We start from the raw sequence: 19,912 nt of genomic DNA on the forward strand, positions 1-19,912 counted from the left end.
ACATATTTTAAATATGTATTTTTTTTGAAATTTTATTTTTTAAGGTTTCTTCAAATAGTATTGTTTTCTTAACATTGTTTTTTAAAATTAAATGAGCATATTTTCTAATATCTTTTTTTGAAATGTGATTTCTAAAATCAATAAAATCTGTTTCTTTTAGTTTTTTTAAAGAAATATAATTTGCTCCTGATCCTTCAATCATAAAATTATCTGAAGCGCCCAATAATATTGATAATCTAATGTTTAATAGGTGAATTAAATTGTCTTGGAGGTTTTTTGAGTTCGATGGTAGAACAATTATACAATCACTTACTACAAGTTCATTATTTCCTAAGTATATAGAAAAAGTACTATGACAATTTCTTCCTACTCTTTTGCATAATAAATCATATTTTTTAATTTTTTTCCCATTTTTATTTTCTAAAAATTTCTCATACTTATTACACAGTAAGGTGGAAAAATGAGTGGTATGCAATTGACAGTTATTTTTTTCAACATTACCTCTAAATAAATTGTCTTTATATATAAAGACTTTTGGAAAATAATTTAGTAGTGTTTGATATTTAGAAAAACTAATCAGATATTTTGGATTTAATGTTTCATATTTATGTTTTAAAATTAGATTAATATTGATAATACCCATGTTTGTATCAATATTATAATTTCCAATGGTTTTAATATTTTTTAAGGTGATAATATAAAAGTGGCTTTCAATTTTAGTGAAAGTTTTTTTTGGTAAGATATCAATAGATATGAGAGTAAAGTTATTGATCAAATATTCTCTTATTTTTTTTGTTTTAGTTCCATTTATAATTGAGCTTGGTAAAATAAAAATACCATATCCCTTATTATTAATAAGATTTAAACATTTCGATAGAAATTTTTCTTCAATACTTAAGCCTGATACTGACTTATTATTAAATGGAGGGTTACATAAGATAAGATCAAATTTTTCACTTAATTCAATATCTAAGAAGTCTCCTTCATATTTTATAAAATTACTATCTCTAAAGTTTTTTAATTTTTCTGAGTCGATATCAATAATAGTAAGGCTATCAAAATTGTTTTCTAAAGACGTAAGAAGAGCTCCATCTCCTACACATGGATCTAGAACTCTATCAAAATATTTGCCTTTAGTTTTAGCTGATATAAATTGGTCAACAATGTCTAAAGGGGTAGGGTGAAAAAAGTGCATGAACTATAAGAAAGACTCAATTAGGTGGATTTTCTGAGCTCCAGATGATCTTCCCTCGACTTTATTAGGGTAATCATAAAGTATATATGTGTCCGGATTATGGCAAAGAAATTGAATTGCAGCTAGCCCCATAATTTTAGTTCCTAACGGAATTAAGAATAAATTTTCTACCCTGTTTTTGTCTTTAAGTTCCTGTAAGAGCCTATATGTACCAATTAGGTTATTAGCTCCGCAATATTTAATATAGTCATGTGAGTTTTCATTTTTTTCTAGCAAAATATGTGCTTGAGTAGAAAATGGTATATGTTCCCAACTATATACAAAGCTTGGTACACCAAATATAAATTGATACTTTTGTAAATTATAGTCTAACTTTTCAAAAGCATTAGATACTCTATGACCTTCATACCCCATCAAAAATACAAAAAAATTATGTTCATCTGATTCAATAGGTTTTGTGAGTTCGGGTATCGCTGCTTCTTCAAACCCTAAAGTACTATCTGATAAATTAGGATTAAAATCATCTTCAGAAAATGTACGAATTACATCGTAATCTTCTGGTTCAATATAGAAAATATCTAATGTATTGCTGACATAAGTTTTAAGGTATTTACATAGGCATGCTAATACAGCTACATCAAACGTGGTTGCATCAATAATTACTTTCTTAGAAAAGAATTCTGAAAAAAATTGATCTAAATCATGCGTATAGAATTTTTTCTCTTCTGTAGTATCTTTATTAATGATAATGAATTCAAATTCTGTTGAATCATATGCTACTTCATATTTAAGAGTAGAAGATTTACTTAATATTTGATGTGCAAGATCGTCTCTAGCATCAAAGGTCTTTCCTAAAAGGCAAATATCCCAATTCTTGGTAAGAGCTGTTTCTATCTGATTAGGAGCATAACAAGTTATGTTCATTTGAATAAATCATCTTGATACATGGTAATTGATTCAGGTTCAGGTTTAACTTTCACCTTTTCTACGGGGTTTAATTGTGTTTCTAAATCTTTGATAAAGTTCATGAACTCATCTTGATTGCTGTCAAATAACATATTGATATTTGAAGAAGAAAGCTTAATCTTTCTTTTTTTTCTATAGCTTATATAGAAATGAGGAGAGAATATGGGATTTAGAACATAGTCAAAGAAAGGAATAAAGTTATTTGCATCCTTTTCTTTAGTGGCTTTAGTTTGGTAAACAATACCCCACTTTACAGCATCATTAATTTTATTTTGTAATTCGGATCCAATATTAATTGGATCGGAGATAGTAAAGTGATTTATTTCTGGCTCACTTTGAGAGTTCCTATCATGATAGACACTAAAGATTGTTCCTAGTCGAAGGCATAGACTTTTTAAAGGAGTTCTAACAGGTTTCATGCTGTCTAATTCTTTAAAGAATAATTCACTCGTTTCAAGAGCTGCTTGATGTTGAATATTTTTAGGGATACTTAGATCATTTTCATTCGTACTAAAAGTATTTGAGAATGTTGATCTACATAATTCTAAGAAATATCTAATGTTTCCGTTAGCTAATTTTGTAAATGCAGTCAAACCTGCATAAAAAGTAGATTTATGTTTTTGAACTTTAGTAATCCTGATATAGCTACCAATGAAATTATTAGCCGTCCATTCTTTTCCTTGTTCAAAATCATTATCCTGCTGTAGTTGAACCCTAATCAGCTCTTCAAATATCTGGTCTGGTGTAAGTCGATTCCTATAAAGAATTGAGGAGCAAACGATCAGTTCTTTTCTTAAACCTGTATCAATGAAATCTTTAGTAGTGAGATTGGTTGTTTTTCCCTTTAACGCCTGATCAATTTCATTTAATAGTTTTTTGTAAAATTGAGATTCAGAAAAAACTTCATTAGCTAAGTCTTCCTGGGAACTACTTGGAAGAATTTCTCTTGCACTTTGCAAGATAGAGTTTTGATATTCATCTCTGCTTCTAAGAGTTAAGTTATCAGTCTCATTAAGCTTTATATTTGAAAATAATTTTTTATACTTTTCATGTTTTTTAGATAACCTTGATAACAATATTTCTGATGCAAAAACTTCAAAATTTTGCATCATCAAATTATCTAAATTTATTGCAATAAAATCGTGTTGTAGATTTAAGTTTTCATTACTTCCGATAATCTCAATAAATGGTGCACCATTACACTTAATGGCGATGTTATAATTAATAGGTGGTTCTGAATGCTTCATACGAGCATTGATAATTTTTTGTTGATACTCGAGAAGATTTTCATATTCATCGATAAAGATATGAAATATGGTTGTGTATTGAGTATAACTATTAATTTCTTCAATTAGATCTTTAATAAGCTGATATGAAAATATTTCAATATCATCTAATTTCTTAGGATTTAGAACATTTTTTTCACAAAAACCTTTTAGTTTTTTTAGCTCTTTTAGAGTATTGTCGATAGTATCAGGAGGAATATTATAGTTTTCTAGACATTCAATTTTTATAGAACTAACAGATTCTTTGATTTGATTGTCAATATTAGAGTTTTTGATACTAATAAGTGAAGATAGAACCTCGATTAAAATAATTAAGTTTAAGTAATGTTCAAAAATGTCAGACCAAATAGCTTCATCGAAACCTCTTTTTTGCAGGAGTCTCATAAATTGAGTATCTGCTTTTAAATAAATTCCAATATTCTGTAAAGTATCATTTGGAACAGAATCTCGATTTGGGGAAAATTGAGAATAGTGAGATAGATATCTCAATATCATAGTTTTTCCACTTCCTCGACCACCTTCTAATTTTATTGGTTGAAGTGAGTAGAATTCATTTAAATTAAAATTATAGGGAACTACGAAGTCTGACCAAACATCTAATCCAATGTGCTCAGTCCTGTTATTCGACAAAAGATTTGCTATTTCAATACTCATATTTTATCTCTGAAATAAGGCATGATAATTGGCATTAGAACTCCAAAATATTGGTAATGTCCCATTAGGTGTACCATGTGAGAAGACATGGGTTAATTCTAAATTTCCATAACCAAAAGGTTCTCTGTTTCTTACTTGATGATTATGAAGGAACTCTAGATAAGTCTGTTTTAAGGATTCAACATATTCATCTAAAGGCATATCTAAGTAGGTGCCAAGTTTTTCATATCGAGTTGAAAATCCAGTAAAAAATTTATTTGATTCTTTAATTGTTTCTGAGACAAAAACTTTTACTAATCCTTGAGTTTCTTTTTCAATATGGTCTATACCACTTTGTGTGCCAGAAAAAGCTATGTAACAGAACATAGATTTTGTCTTATCTATAGTTCCATTTTCAATTAAGTTATTGAAGAAATTTAAAAATTGAGTGCCAGTACCAATAAAATCATCGAAAAAAATAGTATAGCTTAGATCCTCATTTCTGAGTTTTTCTTGATCCCAAGGCCAACACATGTATTTATGATTGATTGTGTGCTTATTTAAAATGCGTGCAATAAGGGGGCCACTTTTAGTAGGAGGATCTTCTGTCTTTATGACAGGTACTAATCTAATTTTATTTATTCTATTATCAGGATATTTTAAAGTGAGTATATCGAACAAAGATCTAGACTCAGAATTTGCGCCTAAATCTTCTTCCCAATTTATTACCTGAGAAAGTTGAGTATCAAATAATTGATGAATTAATCCAGTAATTTGATTTTGTGAGCGAAACACTAAAGAGTCTAGTAGAAAAGAAAGTAATTCAAGTTCCTGTGGAGTTCTAAATTCACCACACCATCTTTCTAGATCTTGAACACTGATGCCCCGCCAAAAGCCAGCTTGAATAAGCTTTTTTACCCTTGTTTTAGTTCTTATATGAAAAGTGTCATGTGAAAACATAATTTAGTAAGTGATTCAATTTTTTAATATATTACAGTGAATTTCATTCTTTTAAGAGACTCTAACTAGATAAAAGCATATTAAATTTTTGCACCAAATTTGCACCATTAAAAAAATAATAAATATAAGTTATTGTATTTTATTATAATTATCTATATGTATTTCTAGTCCATCATCGGCGCAACCGAAATACGAGGCTGAGGTGACTGAAGAATTTGCATATCCGGACCTGAAGCTAACAGAAAAACGAAGAGGCGTATTATACGGGGTTTAGATCTGATACAACAGGGTAAGCTTTTAACTGTAGGGCCAAATCACGAGGTATAAAATAAAATTAACCTCTGGTCACAATAAGTATTTGAAGTAACCTCAGCTTTAGCGCTATTTTAAAAATATAGACAAGATAAAATAATCATAAGTGGGGTAGGCAATGTTAGTGCTAGAAGAGGTTTTCAGAGCAAAAAAAGCCGAATATCCTGAGCATTTTAATTTGCGGATGCAGCGTAGCATCAGCTGGTTGAAGCAATCGATTGATCTCGATGAAAATCTCGAGCTAAAGATACTTAGCCTGTGGATTAGCTTACAGGCCCTATATGTGACTTCAAAAATAAACCAAATTTCACATCAAGAAGAACTCTGCCTATTTTTAAAATCACTCTTGCAATATGATGTAGAAGGGAAACTTGAGCGAACTTTATGGGGAAGGCTTTATTCAGCTATACAGACTTACCTGATGAGTCAATATAGCCGGCAGTCCTACTGGCAATATCGTCATGGCCAGCTAACACAGCCAGAATGGCAGATGCAAGATTTACAGGAGCAGCAAAACTGTGAACAGATATTCAGACATAAAGACACTGCTGCATTACTAGAAATAGTATTTGCAAGATTAATAACGCTACATACTCAAATTCTGCAAGGTGGCATCACCTGCAAAAGCCAGTTACAGGCTGAGCTGAATGAGCTGGCTTCCCGTATCCTGACTACATTGCTTCCTGTGTTAATTTTAATCATGCTGGAACATGGAGAATGTTTTAGCCATAGCCAGCAGCCTTTTTATCCTCAAGTTGCTGTTTGCTAGTTTCTAGGTGATCAAAATTTTTTAAGCCTGCTGCGGCTCATGCTTGATCAACTGGTCAATCAGGGCAAATACTGTTGCAGCTAGAGCCAAAGAGAAACCAGCGAGACAGGTCATCAGCCATCCCCCATGATGCCAAGCATAAATCCCTAATGCAGAACCGCCCGCAGCTCCAATAAAATACATGGTCATGTAAATGGCATTTAAACGGGATTTGGCATCTGGGCGTAGCCGGAAGACAATATTCTGGTTGCAGCTATGCACTATTGCCAAACCTAGATGGATTATACCGAAGCCGGTGATATAACTTATTAAGCTATACTGGGTAAAATAAAATGCAATCCAGCTGATACCTAATAGCCCGCAACCGATCCAGGTAAGAATCCGGGTATAACCTTTATCTGCCTGTTTACCAATCCACTGGGTGGATAAGGCACCAAATATCCCCATAAGAGGTATCAAGCCAATCATAAAGTCAGGTAGCTGGAATGCAGGCCCTGAAAGTAATACTGCAATTGTTGAAAAAAGTGTACTGACCGAAGCGAATGCGCACCCACCGACGAGTGAGCGTAAGACCAGACGTTTTTCTTCTTTAATCAGGCTGGCCATTGAACTAAAGATTTGCAGATAGCCCATCTTGAAACGCATGACATAAGGCAGCCGACTTTTTAGCAGGTAAGCCAGGCATAACATCATGACCGCGCTAGCCAAATAAATAATGTTCCATTCAAATAGATTGGATAATACGCCTGCCAGACTGGTTGAAAGAAGTATCCCAATTAACAGGCCACTCATTAAAAAACCAACAACCTCTCCGGTCTTTTCCGGTTGAACCGCCATGGTAGCCAGTGGAATAAGCACCTGAGCAGCAACTGAAAACAGACCTGCTATAACAGTGCCAACCCAGAGCATAGGCAGGTTGATAGCAAAACCACAAAGAAGCAGACCAATAGCAGCAAAAAACATGAGTAAAGGAATAAATCTGCTTTTATTGAGAATATCCCCTAAAGGTACAATAAACAGCAAGCCTAGCGCATAAGAGACCTGAGCAAAAGTAACAGTTAAAGCTGCTTGGGCCTCAGTTACGGCAAAATATTGCTGAATAGAATGTACCAGTGGCTGACAATAATAATTTACTCCTGCACATAGCCCACATGCGATTGCCATTAGCCAGAGCAGTGGTCTGTTCTGGCTAATATCCTGAGAGTTATCCATTTTACTTTTCCGGAATTAAAAAATGGCCAAATCTGGCGGTTACTTTTCTGAAACTGTATTTGCTATAGAGATGCAGGGCAGCTCCAGCTTACATCAAGTTGCTGCTATTCTACTTTGATACGCAGTTATTTAAGATTCTTCATGCACTCTTTTAGCACATTATGAAAATAACTATTATAGACAAGCAGAATATCTAACTTCCATAAAAGTAAAATTCAATGCTGCAGCTTTCGCTTACTTAATGTAATTATCATTACACCAACAATATTTAAGATACATCCTAGCCACTGCCAGCCATTCAGGTATTCGTCTAAAAATACTACGGCCAGAAGCAGTGTCAAAATTGGTCCAATAGAGGCAATCATGGCTGATTGCGCTGCACCCAATCGCTCTATACTCTGCATGAGTAAAATAGTAGGCAATACTGTCACCAGAATTCCTAGTGCAATACCGTACCAGATCACAGAGGCAGGTAACTGTGTAATCAGTACTAAAGGTTGGGGGGTAGCAAGAAAATAATGTATTAAAGTACCACTACAAGCCACACTCAGGGCTAGGCCTGTAAAATTCCAGGAACCAAATTTATGGATTAGGTGCGGTGTAAGCAAAAGGTAAGCTGAAAAGGCCACAGCACTGGCAAAAACCAGTCCTGCACCTAACCATAAAGAGTTTTCAGGACCAGACTGATGTTCCTGTAACATCACTAAAACTGTACCACTATAGCTGAGTAAAATTGCAAAAAGCATTTTTGGAGCGAGCTTTTGCCGGTAAATCAGACTAGAAGCCAGTACCGTTAGAGTTGGATATAAAAACAGGATAATCCTTTCCAATGAGGCACTGATAAACATTAATCCTAAGAAATCAAGCCAGCTGGCAAGGTAATAGCCAAGTATGCCCGCCAACACCAGTAATAACCATTCTCGCGGTCTGATATCCTGATTACGGTGACGATTCAGCCAGCAAATAACAAGAAAAAAGGGCAAGGCACTCGCCATTCTCAGCGCCATCAATAGCGTAGCGTCAACCAGTGGAGAAAGAGCATAAGTCTGCTTGATAAAAATTGCTTTGGTACTAAATAGAAAAGCAGAGCAAATGGCAAACAGGGAGCCAAGCTGTATCCGGGTAATGGAGAATTTCATTTTATAGTCTTGTTTAATCACGTTGCCTGATACAGCCAGAGCGGCAAACGTATCGATACTTGAATTATAAAGTTTTACCGTGGTGAGAGAAAATATAAAAAAGTCATTAATCCTTAAAGCTTGGGGAATAAGTCAATTTGTTAAGATCATTTATTAGAGAAAGTTTTGCTTGATCAGAACACAGCAGAATAATCACTATATAGAAATTTAACTTATACAGTCTTAACTCTTGTTGTATTTATGCCCAAAAATAGTGCAATTTAAATCAAAAAATAGAAATAGATCAGCTGTTCATCATCAGATAAAATGATGAAAAAACTTTTTCTGTAAATTTCTATATTTTTTTCAAACTATGATAAAGCTCTAGATTTAACAAAATATCTATCACTACTAAGTGTAGCTAACCAGTTTAATATGCTTTATCCATGATTCACTTTTTTGCCTAGAACTTTAAAGAACACTGCTATTTTCTTATTTTAATGAACTCACTATTCTGTCAGAAAAGCAAAATATGCCTTCATATAGAATTAAATTAAGTACAGGTTGCCGGAAAATAAAGTCGGCAAGTGGCGTGATGAATGTTTAAAAGTGTTCCATTCATTGTCAGAAATGCCATTCAATGTTGCTATAGAAAATTATAAAAAATATATAACAAGGAAATTAAAAGAAAGAACGGAGAAAAAATAAACAGAATGAATAAAAAATATTCATTTAATGTATAAATAATAATTATATTTTATGGTTGGATTTTTTATATTTATGAATCATCAGTTCAAAATATAGGTATTTATTAAATAAATATTGGGTAGTATTTTAAAACGGTTCAATTAGAATCCAGAAATTCAACAAGAATACATCCTGGGGGAAACATCGTTTTTGGCGATGTTTACTTAAGAAAAATTAGCTTGAGGAACGCTCATGCAGATCGGAATCCCAACCGAAACTGTTATCGGTGAAAATCGTGTGGCTGCTACGCCAGAGACAGTAAAAAAGTTGATCAATGCTGGTCATAGTGTCGTTATTGAACGTGGAGCAGGGGTTAAAGCTGCTTATATAGATAGCGCTTATGAACAGGTTGGTGCAACCATAACCGATGATGCCTATCAGAATAGCCAGATTATTTTAAAAGTTCGGGCACCTAAAGGGGAGGAGATTCAGAAACTTTCTCCTCATACAACGGTTGTGGCAATGTTTGATCCATATCGTAATACTGAGCTTGATCAGTTTGCATCACAACAGGTTTCTGCATTTGCCCTTGAGTTGTTGCCCCGTACTTTGTCTCGTGCACAAAATATGGATGTACTGTCTTCACAGGCCAACTTGGCCGGTTACAAATCGGTATTGCTGGCGGCCAATGAATATCAACGTATGTTCCCAATGCTGATGACCGCGGCTGGTACTGTAAAGCCCGCCCGTGTAGTAGTCATGGGAGTGGGTGTTGCAGGCCTGCAGGCAATTGCAACAGCGAAGCGCCTGGGTGCAGTAGTTGAAGCAACTGACCTGCGTCCAACTGCAAAAGATCAGGTTGAGTCTTTGGGTGGCAAATGGCTGGATGTACCCATGTCTGCAGAAGAGCAGCAACGTGCTGCGGAAGCTGCAAAAAATGGTTACGGCTGGATGCCTGGTGAACAATATATTAAAGATCAGGCCGCTATTGTTGATAAAGCTGTTTCCAATGCCGATATTGTAATTACTACGGCACTGCTACCTGGCCGCGATGCGCCGCGTCTTATTAAAGCTGAAACTGTGGCCAAGATGAAACCGGGCTCAGTCATTCTGGATATGGCAGTTGAGTCAGGCGGTAATGTAGAAGGCTCTAAATGTGGTGAGACAGTCACGACCAGTAATGGTGTAAAAATTCTGGGTGTGCCGAATATTCCTGCCACTGTGGCGACAGAAGCTTCAGCATTGTATGCCCGTAATGTATTCAATTTTGTCGAAACCCTGTTTGATCAAGAAAAAAACTTTACGGTTAACCTGGAAGACGAAATTCAAAAAGCCCTGCTGGTCACTCACAATGGCCAAGTCCTGCTTAAACGTGGTTAAGGAGACTGCTCATGGTTGAAACTATTACAATTTTTGTCCTAGCCATCTTTGTGGGTTATTACGTGGTATGGGGCGTTACTCCGGCATTACATACACCGTTGATGGCAGTAACCAATGCACTTTCCTCAATTATTATTGTGGGTGCCATGATTCAGACAGTAGGTATGCCTGTGTTTGGTGTAGATGCAAATGTAGCGTTCCAGAGCATCAATGTAGTGAGTGTACTTGGTGCAATCGCAGTCTTTCTGGCCAGTATTAATATTTTTGGCGGTTTCGCTGTAACGGCACGCATGCTTGAAATGTTTAAGCCAAAGCAAAAGAAAAAAGAGGGCTAATAAATGGAATTTATTCGAGCAAATGCGGATTGGTTCTACCTGATTGGTGCCATTCTTTTTATTCTGACCTTACGCGGTTTATCAGGCCCTAAAACAGCGATTGCTGGTAACCGTTATGGCATGATTGCTATGGCGATTGCGGTAATCACTACATTCTTTGTTGCAGATCATCCAGTCATCTGGATGATTGTAGGAGCAATGGTACTGGGCGGGTTAATTGGTATTGCCCGGGCACGTACTGTACCGATGACTCAGATGCCGGAAACTGTAGCTTTAATGCATTCTCTGGTGGGTCTGGCAGCAGTTCTGATTGCGATAGCAGCCATTCTGCATAATAACCAGCTCAGCGCATTGTTTTTACAAAATGAAGCGGCCCTGACTGCTGCTGGAGTTGAACATGCCCATATGAACAAGGTTCACCTGTTTGAACTGTTTGTGGGTTGTTTTGTAGGTGCAATTACCTTTACAGCCTCAGTATTTGCTTACGGTAAACTGGCTGCAAAGAAATGGGCTAAAACGATCTCTGGTGGCTGGGTAAAACCAGTACAGGCGATTATCTTTATTGCCATGTTAGCATGCGGTTTTTACTTCTTTACAACAGGAAACATGCAGGCATTCTGGGCAATGACTATCTTGGCACTGGTCTTTGGCTGGGTATGGATTGCACCGGTTGGCGGTGGTGATATGCCGGTAGTGGTTTCGTTACTTAACTCTTTTTCTGGCTGGGCGGCTGCGGGTATTGGTTTTACCCTGGAAAATAATATGCTGATAGTGGCAGGTTCACTGGTGGGTTCATCAGGTGCTATTTTATCTTATATCATGTGTAAAGCCATGAATCGCTCTATCATTAATGTACTGTTTGGTGGCGCAATGGGCGGTACTGCGGTCGCAGGAAGTGCAGCCGCAGGTGAGCAGGTGCAGCGTAACCACCGTTCAGGTTCAGCTGATGATGCTGGCTTCCTGATGTCAAATGCAGACAGTGTAGTAATTGTGCCAGGTTATGGAATGGCGCAAGGCCGTGCGCAAAATGCGGTCAAGGAATTAGCCAATCTGTTAAAAGAGCAGGGTGTTACTGTACGGTTTGCAATTCATCCGGTTGCAGGCCGCATGCCGGGGCATATGAACGTTTTACTTGCTGAAGCTGATGTACCTTATGAAGATATTCTGGAAATGGATGAGATTAACTCAGATTTCCCAGCAACTGACGTGGTACTGGTAATTGGTGCAAATGATGTGGTCAATCCGGCTGCTAAAGATGATCCAAACTCGCCAATCTATGGTATGCCAATTCTTGAAGCGCATAAGGCACGTACTATCATGGTAATCAAACGTTCAATGGCAACTGGTTATGCTGGACTCGATAATGACCTGTTCTACAACGAAAAAACTATGATGATTTTCGGTGATGCGAAGAAAGTGGTCGAGGATATGACCAAAGCAATTAATGGCACGGGTCACTAATTTCTAAAAAATAATGAAAGCCATCTTAGGGTGGCTTTTTTTATAATCTTATTTAATGTAGGCAAACAAAATTTATTCTAAACTACTATATAGTATTCAATTTAGCTTTCCTCATCTGTTTTATGGTATTTATTAAAAATTAAAGAAATCATTTATAACCCTTTCTATTATTTATATTGAATCTACTGTCTTATAGACTGGCAGGGTTAAGCCTGCAGGTTTAATTTAAATTGCTATTTCTTTTATAAAAAATATATTAAAGAAAATAATTGATCTGTTTTACGCCTTATATCTTCTATCTTTAATCCGTATACCTTACTTAATAGGAGTAGTAATGCATAGTATATTTGCTCGAAATAAATACTTTTAAAATGGTGGGCAATATGCTGCCTCACCTTTTCATATTGAATGCGGGAGAATAGGGAGTTTTAAATATTGCTATTCAGGAGGATTTAACCGGTTTGAAATTTTATGCATTATTCGACTTAAACTGGTCAAAAAAAACAGATCATATCCAAAAAATAAGTGGCATATCGGTTTTTTAACAGCTTTATATAATGAATTATTAAAAAGGTATTAAATATAAAAAAGCGACCGAAGAGGTCGCTTTTTCAGGGAGTTTTACGCTACAGATTCGGGTGCATTACGCCATAAGCTTTCTAGATCGTAGAACTTACGTGCAGTAGGTAGCATCACATGTACCACTACATATCCTAAATCAATCAGGATCCATTCTGCATCACGTTCACCTTCAATACCTATAGGACGGAAACCGGCTTTACGTGCTTCATCAGCAACATTATCAGCCAAAGCTTTTACATGACGTGTTGATGTACCACTTGCGATTACAATTGCATCAGCAACATTACTGATTGAACTGACATCAAGTTCAATAATATCTTTAGCTTTTACATCGGTTAAAGCATTGTGCACAACTTTTAAGCATTCCTGCACACTCTGGCTTTGAGAATTCATGGCGAGATCGTAAGAATTAGACACGCTGGGCGATGGTTCTAAATTCATAAAAAACATATTTTCCAGACTATTATTCAGTATCTAATATAGCGCTTTTATGAACAGATTTCAAATTATCGCGCGTAACATTTTATGTATTAAATCTGATCAGGAAAATATTTATTTTTCCAGTGAAAAGAAGCGTTTGAGTGAGCTCTTGGTTTATACTCTGCGGCAATAAATCCTGAATATTTACTTTGCTTTAACCAAGTGAAAATCTCTGAATAAGAAATCTGGGCCGTATCAGGCTCATGTCGTCCCGGGCAGTCAGCAAACTGGATATGTCCAATTGAAGCAATATTTTCTTGCAAGGATGCCAACACATCTTCACCCATCATTGCCATATGGTAGCAATCATATTGCATTTTTAAGGCTGGATGGTTGACTGCTTCAAGCATTTCCTGAGCCTGTGCTATGTTTTGTACCAAGAAGCGTGGCATGTCTGTGGCATTGATCATCTCAAAAACTGGCTGAATTCCCTGCTCTGTCGCAAGGTGACAGGCCAGTTTCAAGTTGTGTGCCAAGGTGTTTAGACAAGGCAGTAAATCTGCATCTTCGGGCTGTTTGCCGGCCAGTATATTTATACTGGGTACTTTAAGTGCTATAGCATAATCAATGGCCTGTTCAAGAGCACGATGAAAGGCAATTTCCTGCCCCGGGACTCCTGCTAGGCCATTACCGCCTTGCATCAGGTCGCCAGCCGGTACATTGATCAGACATAGACCCAATTTGTATTTGTGCAGCTGTCTGGCAATCTGTTCTATTTCGAGCTCATAAGGAAACTGGATTTCGACATGCTGGAAGCCATGCGCATGAGCAAGTGCAAAACGCTCAATGAGTGGCACTTCAGTAAAGATCATAGACAGATTGACTGCAAGCTTGCTCATATTTTCATTCCTTGAACAATTAAGATTTGACCTGCTGAATCACGGTAGCCAGGTCTTTTTTCGCAAAACCATTTTGCTGGTGTGAAGTTAACTGTGTTAAGGCCTGCTTTGCTACAGGTATATCAAGTTTGAACTGTTCTGCCAGCTTAACTGCATTTCCTAGATCTTTTGATAAAGTCTGCACTTTCCATTGTACCGGTTCAAATACATGAGTAGCCATACGCGGAGCAAGAATCTGAAACGGTTTTGAGTCGGCAAAACCACCTGCAAGTGCAGGAGCTAATAGCCGGGTATCAACACCAGCCTGTTCTGCTAGTGCAACTGCTTCGGCAATTAATGTACTGTTGGCCGCAACAATGAGCTGGTTGCAGATTTTGGTCGCCTGACCTGTGCCTGTTTCTCCCATACGAGTCACACGTTGTGACAAAACATTGTAGACTAAGGTGAGGTCCTGAATTTTTTCAGCATTTCCACCAGCGAAAATCACTAGTGTTCCCTGTTCGGCTCCTGCTGTACCCCCTGATACGGGAGAGTCAATCCAGTTGACATGTTGCCGTCGGGCTGCCTGTGCCAGTTCCAGGGTTTTATCTACTGATAGACTGGAAAAATCTACAATGGTCTGGCCGGGTTTTAAATAGGGCTGGATCTGGTTGAAAACTTGCTGGACAGCCTGATCATCTGCCAGACAAGTCAGAATAATTTTATAACGTCCCAGTTGCTCCAGATCTAATGCTTTTGCACCTGTGTCAAGCAGGGGGGCGCAAGCAGAAGCTGTCCGGTTCCAGACTGCGACCTGAAAGCCGGCATGAATCAGGCGTGCAGCCATGCGGCTTCCCATCAGTCCCATGCCTAAAAATGCTATTGGAGTGTCACGGTTAAAACTCATCAGTCTCGCTCTCTATTATTTGTATTGACGCGGCAGATATTCAATTTCAGGACGTTTATCTTTTTGACGGGCAAGACGTGTGTTTTTTGCTAGTAATAACTTGAATTGCCAGATTTTTTCTAGCCGTAATGACTGTTTTGGCTGATGTTGCATTGCTTCCAGAACCCGTTTTGCAGCCAGTAAAGCATCAGGTGAGCGTTGCAGCATTTCTTGTGCCAAAGCTTGAGCCCGTACTAGAGGCTGTTCATCCAAATGAGTTACTAAACCAATTTCTTTGGCATATTGAGCTTTGAAAATCCGTGCGGTCAGTGTTAATTCCTTAGCCAGATCTATACCCACCAGACCTTTTAAAGAACGTGACAGACCCATATCAGGAACTAGGCCCCAGCGACTTTCCATGATCGACATCTTTGTTTCAGGGTGGGCAATGCGAATATCGGCAGCCAGTGCAAGCTGCATTCCAGCACCAAAACAGAAACCTTCGAGGGCTGCAATTACCGGAACTGGCAGGTTTTGCCAGACCAGAAAGGCTTTCTGGAAAAGGCTTTGACCGGGTTTGAGCAGCTCCCAAACAGCATAGGCCCGGTTTTTAGGATTATTGAGGTCACCCAGATCAATACCCGCGCTAAATACATTGGCCTCACCTGTTAGAATAACACAGCGGATGGAACGATCTTTTTCTATAGTTTTGGCTGTACTGACCAGTTCACGTAACAAAGCAAAACTCATTGCATTACGTTTCTCTGGCCGGTTCAGATAGACTATCGCTATCCCATTATTTTTTTCTATACGCAGTAGTGCCATTTTTCTAACTCTTATTTTCTCTCTTGAGGCTGAGCATACCATTGCATGACCTCAGATGCATGACAGCCGAGTCACGTAAATGAGCTGTGTCTTGCATTTAAGTCAATTAATTTGCTTTAAGAAGCATCCAGAATGTGCCGGGCAGCAGTCTCAACTTCATGAATGATTGCTGTTAGTTCATCAAAACGGTTTAAGGTTTCCTGAATAAAAGCTTCATCTGCCTTACGGCGTTCTTTGCGCAAGGTAGAGACAAACTGTTCAAAACTTCCGCTGGTCTCCTGTAACTTGGGCGTACCTACATAACGGGTGGCGCCATATAGACGGTGCAGTACATGTTCAAGCTGGGGAAAATCTTCCAGCTCAATCAATTGCTGCATTTCAGCCAGTTCAGCCGGAAAACTGTCCACCAACATCTTAAGCAGATCATGGGCCAGGTCTTCCTTGTTCGCTGCCAGTTGAAGGCTTTGTTGCCAGTCCAGAACTTCAGGGTCTAGAGCATCAAGTAAAATACCGCTTTCAATTGCGGGAGGCTGATTAAACTGATTATTGGTCCACTGCGTCAGGATATGAATCAGCTGATCAATTTGAATGGGTTTGGTGACATAGTCATCCATCCCTACTTTCAGCAGTTTATTTTTTTCATCGGCTAAAGCATGAGCAGTCAGGGCGATAATCGGTAGATGGACTTCTCCCTCTAGCGTTGACTCCAGTGAGCGGATAGCCCGGGTGGTGTCAATTCCCGACATTACCGGCATCTGGATATCCATAAAGATCAGGTCAAATAGTTTTTCTTTGCGCTCAATCTGATGATGCAGGATATCTAGTGCTTCCTGCCCACTGAGCGCTTTGGTGGTTGTAACGTTAAGCTCGCCTAGTAATGCCTCAAGTACAATCAGATTTGGTAAGTGATCATCGACAGCCAATATATGCAAGCCACGGCCATTAAAACTTTCAAGGCTATCCTGTTCAAATACTGGCTGGTTGCTGAGTAGCTGAATTAATGCGGTACGGCTAAGAGGCTGATACAGAGGACGTGCACGATATTCAGTAAGAATATTCGGCTCAAGCACCATCTGGTATCCATAAACAGCAAGATGTCCCGAATAGCGGCTACGAATTTCTTTTAGTAATGCTTCACTGTCACCACTATGGTCTACAATGAGCCAAGTATTCTCACTCTGGTCTTTTAGCTGGTTCAGGCGGCTGAACAGATCCAGGATTGACTGTGTCTCAGTATGCTTAACCTGATAATTTTCCAGATAATGACGCAATACGTTAGCAGTAGCTGGATGGGCCAAGAAGGATAAAACATGAATATGTTCGAAATTCGGATGTTGCTGTTCATGCTCATCTTCTACGCCAAACATGGCGGTAAACCAGAATGTTGAGCCCTTTTCTGTAGGTGCACGCTCCTGATTATCTTCAAATCCGATTTGTCCCTGCATCAGGTGTACTAACTGTTTAGAGATTGCAAGCCCTAGACCTGTTCCTCCAAACTGGCGTGTTACCGAAGTATCACCCTGTGAGAAAGACTCAAACAGTTTTTTGCGATCAGTACCGCTCAGACCAATGCCGCTATCCTGCACACTGAAATGTAAGAGACATTGTTCCATACCATCTTGTTCCATCCGCGCCCGGACAATAATCTCGCCATCTGGGGTGAATTTGATTGCATTGGAAATCAAATTGGTCAGAATCTGCTTGAAGCGCAGTACATCACCTACAATATATTGCGGAACATCATCACCATAATAAAATGCCATATCGATCTGTTTTTGTGCGGCAAGGGGTGACAGCATATCCATTACATCAAAAATAGCTTCCTCAAGGTCAAATGGTGCAGTTTCAAGCTCAAGCTTACCGGCATCAATTTTAGAAAAATCCAGTACATCGTTAATCAGGGCCAGCAGGTGAGCAGAAGATTTACGGATAGTCTGCAAATACAGATTCTGCTCATTGCTAAGATTATCCTGCCTTAGCATCAAGTGAATAAAACCGTCAATACTGTTTAGCGGGGTACGTAATTCATGCGAGATATTGGCTAGAAATACTGACTTGGCCTGATTTGCAGAAATTGCCTGATCGCGTGCCTGACGATAAGTAATATTCTGAACCTCTAGGGTGTCCAGTGTCCGGCGCAGGTCATCTTCAGTCTGTTCGGTATGTTCTTTTAGCTCCAGAAAGCTAAAATGTAGGCGTTTCACTACATTGGCAATATCGCGCTGTAAGAGTCTCAGCTCGCCAGTACTGTTAATAATAATGTGCTGGTCTAAAGTATCGACATTTAACCGCTGTAGCTGCATGCGGATCTCATACATCGGTGCAATCCAGCGCCGTGAATAGAAATTCAGGCACAGTAACAGCAATAATAAGGTTAAAAGCCCGGTAGCGATCAACACTATCATGACCCGGTAACGCGCAATTTCCAATGGCTGGTTGTCCATTTCAATAACCAGCCAAGCTTTATTGGCTGGATCAGAAGATATCTGCAAGCCATAAAGATGATTGTGATGATAGGAAACAGGTCCAAAAAAGATAGAGTTTTGTGGAGGCTTTATTTGGGATGGCTCGCTTTGGAAGCCTATATCCAAATAGCTTTTACCATTTTTATCAATAATCATGGCACCTTGCAGGTGCTGCTCAATAAACATGTACTGTAGAATGTTACGTGCTTGAGTGTAACGGTCGGGGTTTTGACTAAGCAAATAAAACAACTGCTGGGCTACATGCTCATAGCGAGTCAGAATTGCAGTGGCTGTATGGCGCTGCTGGGCCTTAGCCGCATTCGAAGTTTCAGTTAAAACCAGTGCCGCGCCAACACATGCAAGAACCATAATGGGGACAAAAATCAAGGCAATAAGCTGCCCATAGGCATGATTTAAATGTAGGCGCTTGGATAGTTTCTTATTCAGATTCGACATGGCTTGAGCTGTTCATTCCCCATGCAGGCATATTAGCATGCTTTATATAAAACTGGCCGTGCATTAAGTGGTTTTAAGAAAAGCACGTTAAATGAGTGCAGGCGCAAGCATTTTTTCATACAATACTGATCACCTCGATATAGGTGCATACAATGACAACGATGACCCCTGACTTTACCGCGGATAAATTTCTGCTGGACTATTATGTTGGAAAAACTCCACTGGTACGTTTACAGCGCTTGGCTAGCCACACTCGAGCGACTGTGCTAGCCAAGCTTGAAGGAAATAATCCAGCTGGCTCGGTAAAAGACCGCCCTGCTTATAATATGATTATGCAGGCTGAAAGGCGTGGACAGATCAAACCGGGTGATACGCTCATTGAAGCCACAAGTGGAAATACCGGTATAGCGCTAGCAATGGTAGCGGCTATGCGTGGTTATAAAATGAAGCTGATCATGCCGAGCAATATGAGTCAGGAACGTAAAGATGCTATGCTGGCTTATGGTGCTGAGCTGATTGAGGTGACACCACAGCAGGGAATGGAAGGTGCCCGTGACCTCGCGCTGCAAATGGAGCAGGACGGTAAAGGTCTGGTGCTTAACCAGTTTGGAAATCCGGACAATGTAGAGGCCCATTATCTCACCACAGGACCAGAAATCTGGAAACAGACGGGGGGTAGAATTACCCATTTTGTCAGCTCTATGGGTACGACCGGTACCATTATGGGGGTATCAAAATATCTTAAAGAGCAGAACCCGGATATCCAGATTGTGGGCTTGCAGCCATCTGAGGGTTCAAGTATTGCAGGTATTCGCCGCTGGCCCGAACAATATCTTCCTACAATTTTTGACCGTAGCCGTATTGACCGCACGATCGACATTCCACAGATTGAGGCTGAACGCACTATGCGCAGATTGGCCCGGGAAGAGGGAATTAGTGCCGGAACTTCATCAGGTGGAGCGGTCTGGGCTTCTTTACAGCTTGCAGAAGAAAATCCGGATGCCGTCATCGTTTGTATAATTTGTGATCGTGGTGACCGTTATCTGTCTACCGGTTTGTTTTCAGCTGAAGATAAATAATTATTCA

Annotated in this window: 16 protein-coding genes; 5 read left to right on the forward strand and 11 right to left on the reverse strand. The window is 38.8% G+C overall.

Going from position 1 to position 19,912, the window contains the following annotated elements; translation table 11 throughout:
• Window positions 1-7: 7 nt before the first annotated feature.
• From ABZP31_RS02420 to ABZP31_RS02435, 4 genes are read right to left on the reverse strand one after another with little or no spacing between them, the layout of a single operon-like run.
• The gene (locus ABZP31_RS02420; RefSeq protein ID WP_017400771.1) at window positions 8-1,195 is read right to left on the reverse strand and encodes a class I SAM-dependent methyltransferase; all 1,188 of its coding nucleotides are present in this window, start codon (window positions 1,193-1,195) and stop codon (window positions 8-10) included.
• 3 nt (window positions 1,196-1,198) lie between these two features.
• Window positions 1,199-2,119, reverse strand: a complete 921-nt coding sequence (locus tag ABZP31_RS02425; RefSeq protein WP_017400772.1) for a hypothetical protein — start codon at window positions 2,117-2,119, stop codon at window positions 1,199-1,201.
• Complete coding sequence (locus ABZP31_RS02430) at window positions 2,116-4,101, reverse strand: hypothetical protein (RefSeq protein ID WP_017400773.1); 1,986 nt, start codon at window positions 4,099-4,101, stop codon at window positions 2,116-2,118. Before ABZP31_RS02430 ends, ABZP31_RS02425 begins: the two co-directional genes overlap by 4 nt.
• 3 nt (window positions 4,102-4,104) lie before the next feature.
• Window positions 4,105-5,040, reverse strand: a complete 936-nt coding sequence (locus ABZP31_RS02435) for a hypothetical protein (RefSeq protein WP_017400774.1) — start codon at window positions 5,038-5,040, stop codon at window positions 4,105-4,107.
• A gap of 430 nt (window positions 5,041-5,470) precedes the next feature.
• On the opposite strand from ABZP31_RS02435, the gene ABZP31_RS02440 reads away from it, so the two are divergent.
• Entirely contained in the window at window positions 5,471-6,121 is a 651-nt protein-coding gene (locus ABZP31_RS02440) for a HEPN domain-containing protein (RefSeq protein WP_005023461.1), read from the forward strand.
• Window positions 6,122-6,142: 21 nt separating this feature from the next.
• Here ABZP31_RS02440 and ABZP31_RS02445 read toward each other — a convergent pair whose 3' ends face one another.
• The gene (locus tag ABZP31_RS02445) at window positions 6,143-7,333 is read right to left on the reverse strand and encodes an MFS transporter (RefSeq protein WP_005023463.1); all 1,191 of its coding nucleotides are present in this window, start codon (window positions 7,331-7,333) and stop codon (window positions 6,143-6,145) included.
• Window positions 7,334-7,548: 215 nt separating this feature from the next.
• Complete coding sequence (locus ABZP31_RS02450; protein ID WP_005023465.1) at window positions 7,549-8,472, reverse strand: DMT family transporter; 924 nt, start codon at window positions 8,470-8,472, stop codon at window positions 7,549-7,551.
• A gap of 918 nt (window positions 8,473-9,390) precedes the next feature.
• On the opposite strand from ABZP31_RS02450, the gene ABZP31_RS02455 reads away from it, so the two are divergent.
• From ABZP31_RS02455 to ABZP31_RS02465, 3 genes are read left to right on the forward strand one after another with little or no spacing between them, the layout of a single operon-like run.
• Window positions 9,391-10,518 (forward strand): Re/Si-specific NAD(P)(+) transhydrogenase subunit alpha, encoded by a 1,128-nt coding sequence (locus ABZP31_RS02455; protein ID WP_005023468.1) that lies wholly within the window; start codon window positions 9,391-9,393, stop codon window positions 10,516-10,518.
• A gap of 11 nt (window positions 10,519-10,529) precedes the next feature.
• Window positions 10,530-10,853: a proton-translocating transhydrogenase family protein gene (locus ABZP31_RS02460; protein ID WP_005016254.1), complete on the forward strand. Its 324-nt coding sequence runs from the start codon at window positions 10,530-10,532 to the stop codon at window positions 10,851-10,853.
• Window positions 10,854-10,856: 3 nt separating this feature from the next.
• On the forward strand, window positions 10,857-12,314 hold the full coding sequence (locus tag ABZP31_RS02465) for an NAD(P)(+) transhydrogenase (Re/Si-specific) subunit beta (protein WP_005023470.1): 1,458 nt from the start codon (window positions 10,857-10,859) through the stop codon (window positions 12,312-12,314).
• A gap of 621 nt (window positions 12,315-12,935) precedes the next feature.
• Here the strand turns inward: ABZP31_RS02465 and rsfS are convergent.
• The 5 genes from rsfS to ABZP31_RS02490 form a co-directional block, all read right to left on the reverse strand.
• On the reverse strand, window positions 12,936-13,337 hold the full coding sequence (rsfS, locus tag ABZP31_RS02470; RefSeq protein ID WP_005016239.1) for a ribosome silencing factor: 402 nt from the start codon (window positions 13,335-13,337) through the stop codon (window positions 12,936-12,938).
• An 89-nt stretch (window positions 13,338-13,426) separates the two neighbouring features.
• A complete protein-coding gene (locus ABZP31_RS02475) occupies window positions 13,427-14,215 on the reverse strand; it encodes a TIM barrel protein (protein WP_005023472.1) in 789 nt (262 codons plus the stop codon).
• Between the two features lie 19 nt (window positions 14,216-14,234).
• On the reverse strand, window positions 14,235-15,101 hold the full coding sequence (locus ABZP31_RS02480; RefSeq protein WP_005023474.1) for an NAD(P)-dependent oxidoreductase: 867 nt from the start codon (window positions 15,099-15,101) through the stop codon (window positions 14,235-14,237).
• Between the two features lie 15 nt (window positions 15,102-15,116).
• Window positions 15,117-15,905, reverse strand: coding sequence for a crotonase/enoyl-CoA hydratase family protein (locus ABZP31_RS02485; RefSeq protein ID WP_005023477.1), 789 nt, complete (start codon window positions 15,903-15,905; stop codon window positions 15,117-15,119).
• 116 nt (window positions 15,906-16,021) lie between these two features.
• Window positions 16,022-18,826 carry an ATP-binding protein gene (locus ABZP31_RS02490; protein ID WP_005023479.1) on the reverse strand — a complete coding sequence of 935 codons (2,805 nt, stop codon included), beginning with the start codon at window positions 18,824-18,826 and terminating at the stop codon, window positions 16,022-16,024.
• 152 nt (window positions 18,827-18,978) lie between these two features.
• Between ABZP31_RS02490 and cysM the strand changes: the two genes are divergently transcribed.
• Window positions 18,979-19,905, forward strand: a complete 927-nt coding sequence (gene cysM, locus ABZP31_RS02495) for a cysteine synthase CysM (protein ID WP_005023482.1) — start codon at window positions 18,979-18,981, stop codon at window positions 19,903-19,905.
• Window positions 19,906-19,912: the final 7 nt, after the last annotated feature.

It is taken from the genome of Acinetobacter sp. FL (genome assembly GCF_040744925.1).
Lineage (GTDB): Bacteria > Pseudomonadota > Gammaproteobacteria > Pseudomonadales > Moraxellaceae > Acinetobacter > Acinetobacter radioresistens.

What these genes read in the sequence shown, in the direction of transcription:
- ABZP31_RS02460 (WP_005016254.1), top strand. Translation starts at nt 10,530, where the DNA reads ATGGTTGAAACTATTACAATTTTTGTCCTAGCCATCTTTGTGGGTTAT.
- rsfS (WP_005016239.1), bottom strand. Translation starts at nt 13,337, where the DNA reads ATGAATTTAGAACCATCGCCCAGCGTGTCTAATTCTTACGATCTCGCC.
- cysM (WP_005023482.1), top strand. Translation starts at nt 18,979, where the DNA reads ATGACAACGATGACCCCTGACTTTACCGCGGATAAATTTCTGCTGGAC.
- ABZP31_RS02440 (WP_005023461.1), top strand. Translation starts at nt 5,471, where the DNA reads ATGTTAGTGCTAGAAGAGGTTTTCAGAGCAAAAAAAGCCGAATATCCT.
- ABZP31_RS02465 (WP_005023470.1), top strand. Translation starts at nt 10,857, where the DNA reads ATGGAATTTATTCGAGCAAATGCGGATTGGTTCTACCTGATTGGTGCC.
- ABZP31_RS02430 (WP_017400773.1), bottom strand. Translation starts at nt 4,101, where the DNA reads ATGAGTATTGAAATAGCAAATCTTTTGTCGAATAACAGGACTGAGCAC.
- ABZP31_RS02480 (WP_005023474.1), bottom strand. Translation starts at nt 15,101, where the DNA reads ATGAGTTTTAACCGTGACACTCCAATAGCATTTTTAGGCATGGGACTG.
- ABZP31_RS02490 (WP_005023479.1), bottom strand. Translation starts at nt 18,826, where the DNA reads ATGTCGAATCTGAATAAGAAACTATCCAAGCGCCTACATTTAAATCAT.
- ABZP31_RS02475 (WP_005023472.1), bottom strand. Translation starts at nt 14,215, where the DNA reads ATGAGCAAGCTTGCAGTCAATCTGTCTATGATCTTTACTGAAGTGCCA.
- ABZP31_RS02455 (WP_005023468.1), top strand. Translation starts at nt 9,391, where the DNA reads ATGCAGATCGGAATCCCAACCGAAACTGTTATCGGTGAAAATCGTGTG.
- ABZP31_RS02485 (WP_005023477.1), bottom strand. Translation starts at nt 15,905, where the DNA reads ATGGCACTACTGCGTATAGAAAAAAATAATGGGATAGCGATAGTCTAT.
- ABZP31_RS02435 (WP_017400774.1), bottom strand. Translation starts at nt 5,040, where the DNA reads ATGTTTTCACATGACACTTTTCATATAAGAACTAAAACAAGGGTAAAA.
- ABZP31_RS02425 (WP_017400772.1), bottom strand. Translation starts at nt 2,119, where the DNA reads ATGAACATAACTTGTTATGCTCCTAATCAGATAGAAACAGCTCTTACC.
- ABZP31_RS02450 (WP_005023465.1), bottom strand. Translation starts at nt 8,472, where the DNA reads ATGAAATTCTCCATTACCCGGATACAGCTTGGCTCCCTGTTTGCCATT.
- ABZP31_RS02420 (WP_017400771.1), bottom strand. Translation starts at nt 1,195, where the DNA reads ATGCACTTTTTTCACCCTACCCCTTTAGACATTGTTGACCAATTTATA.
- ABZP31_RS02445 (WP_005023463.1), bottom strand. Translation starts at nt 7,333, where the DNA reads ATGGATAACTCTCAGGATATTAGCCAGAACAGACCACTGCTCTGGCTA.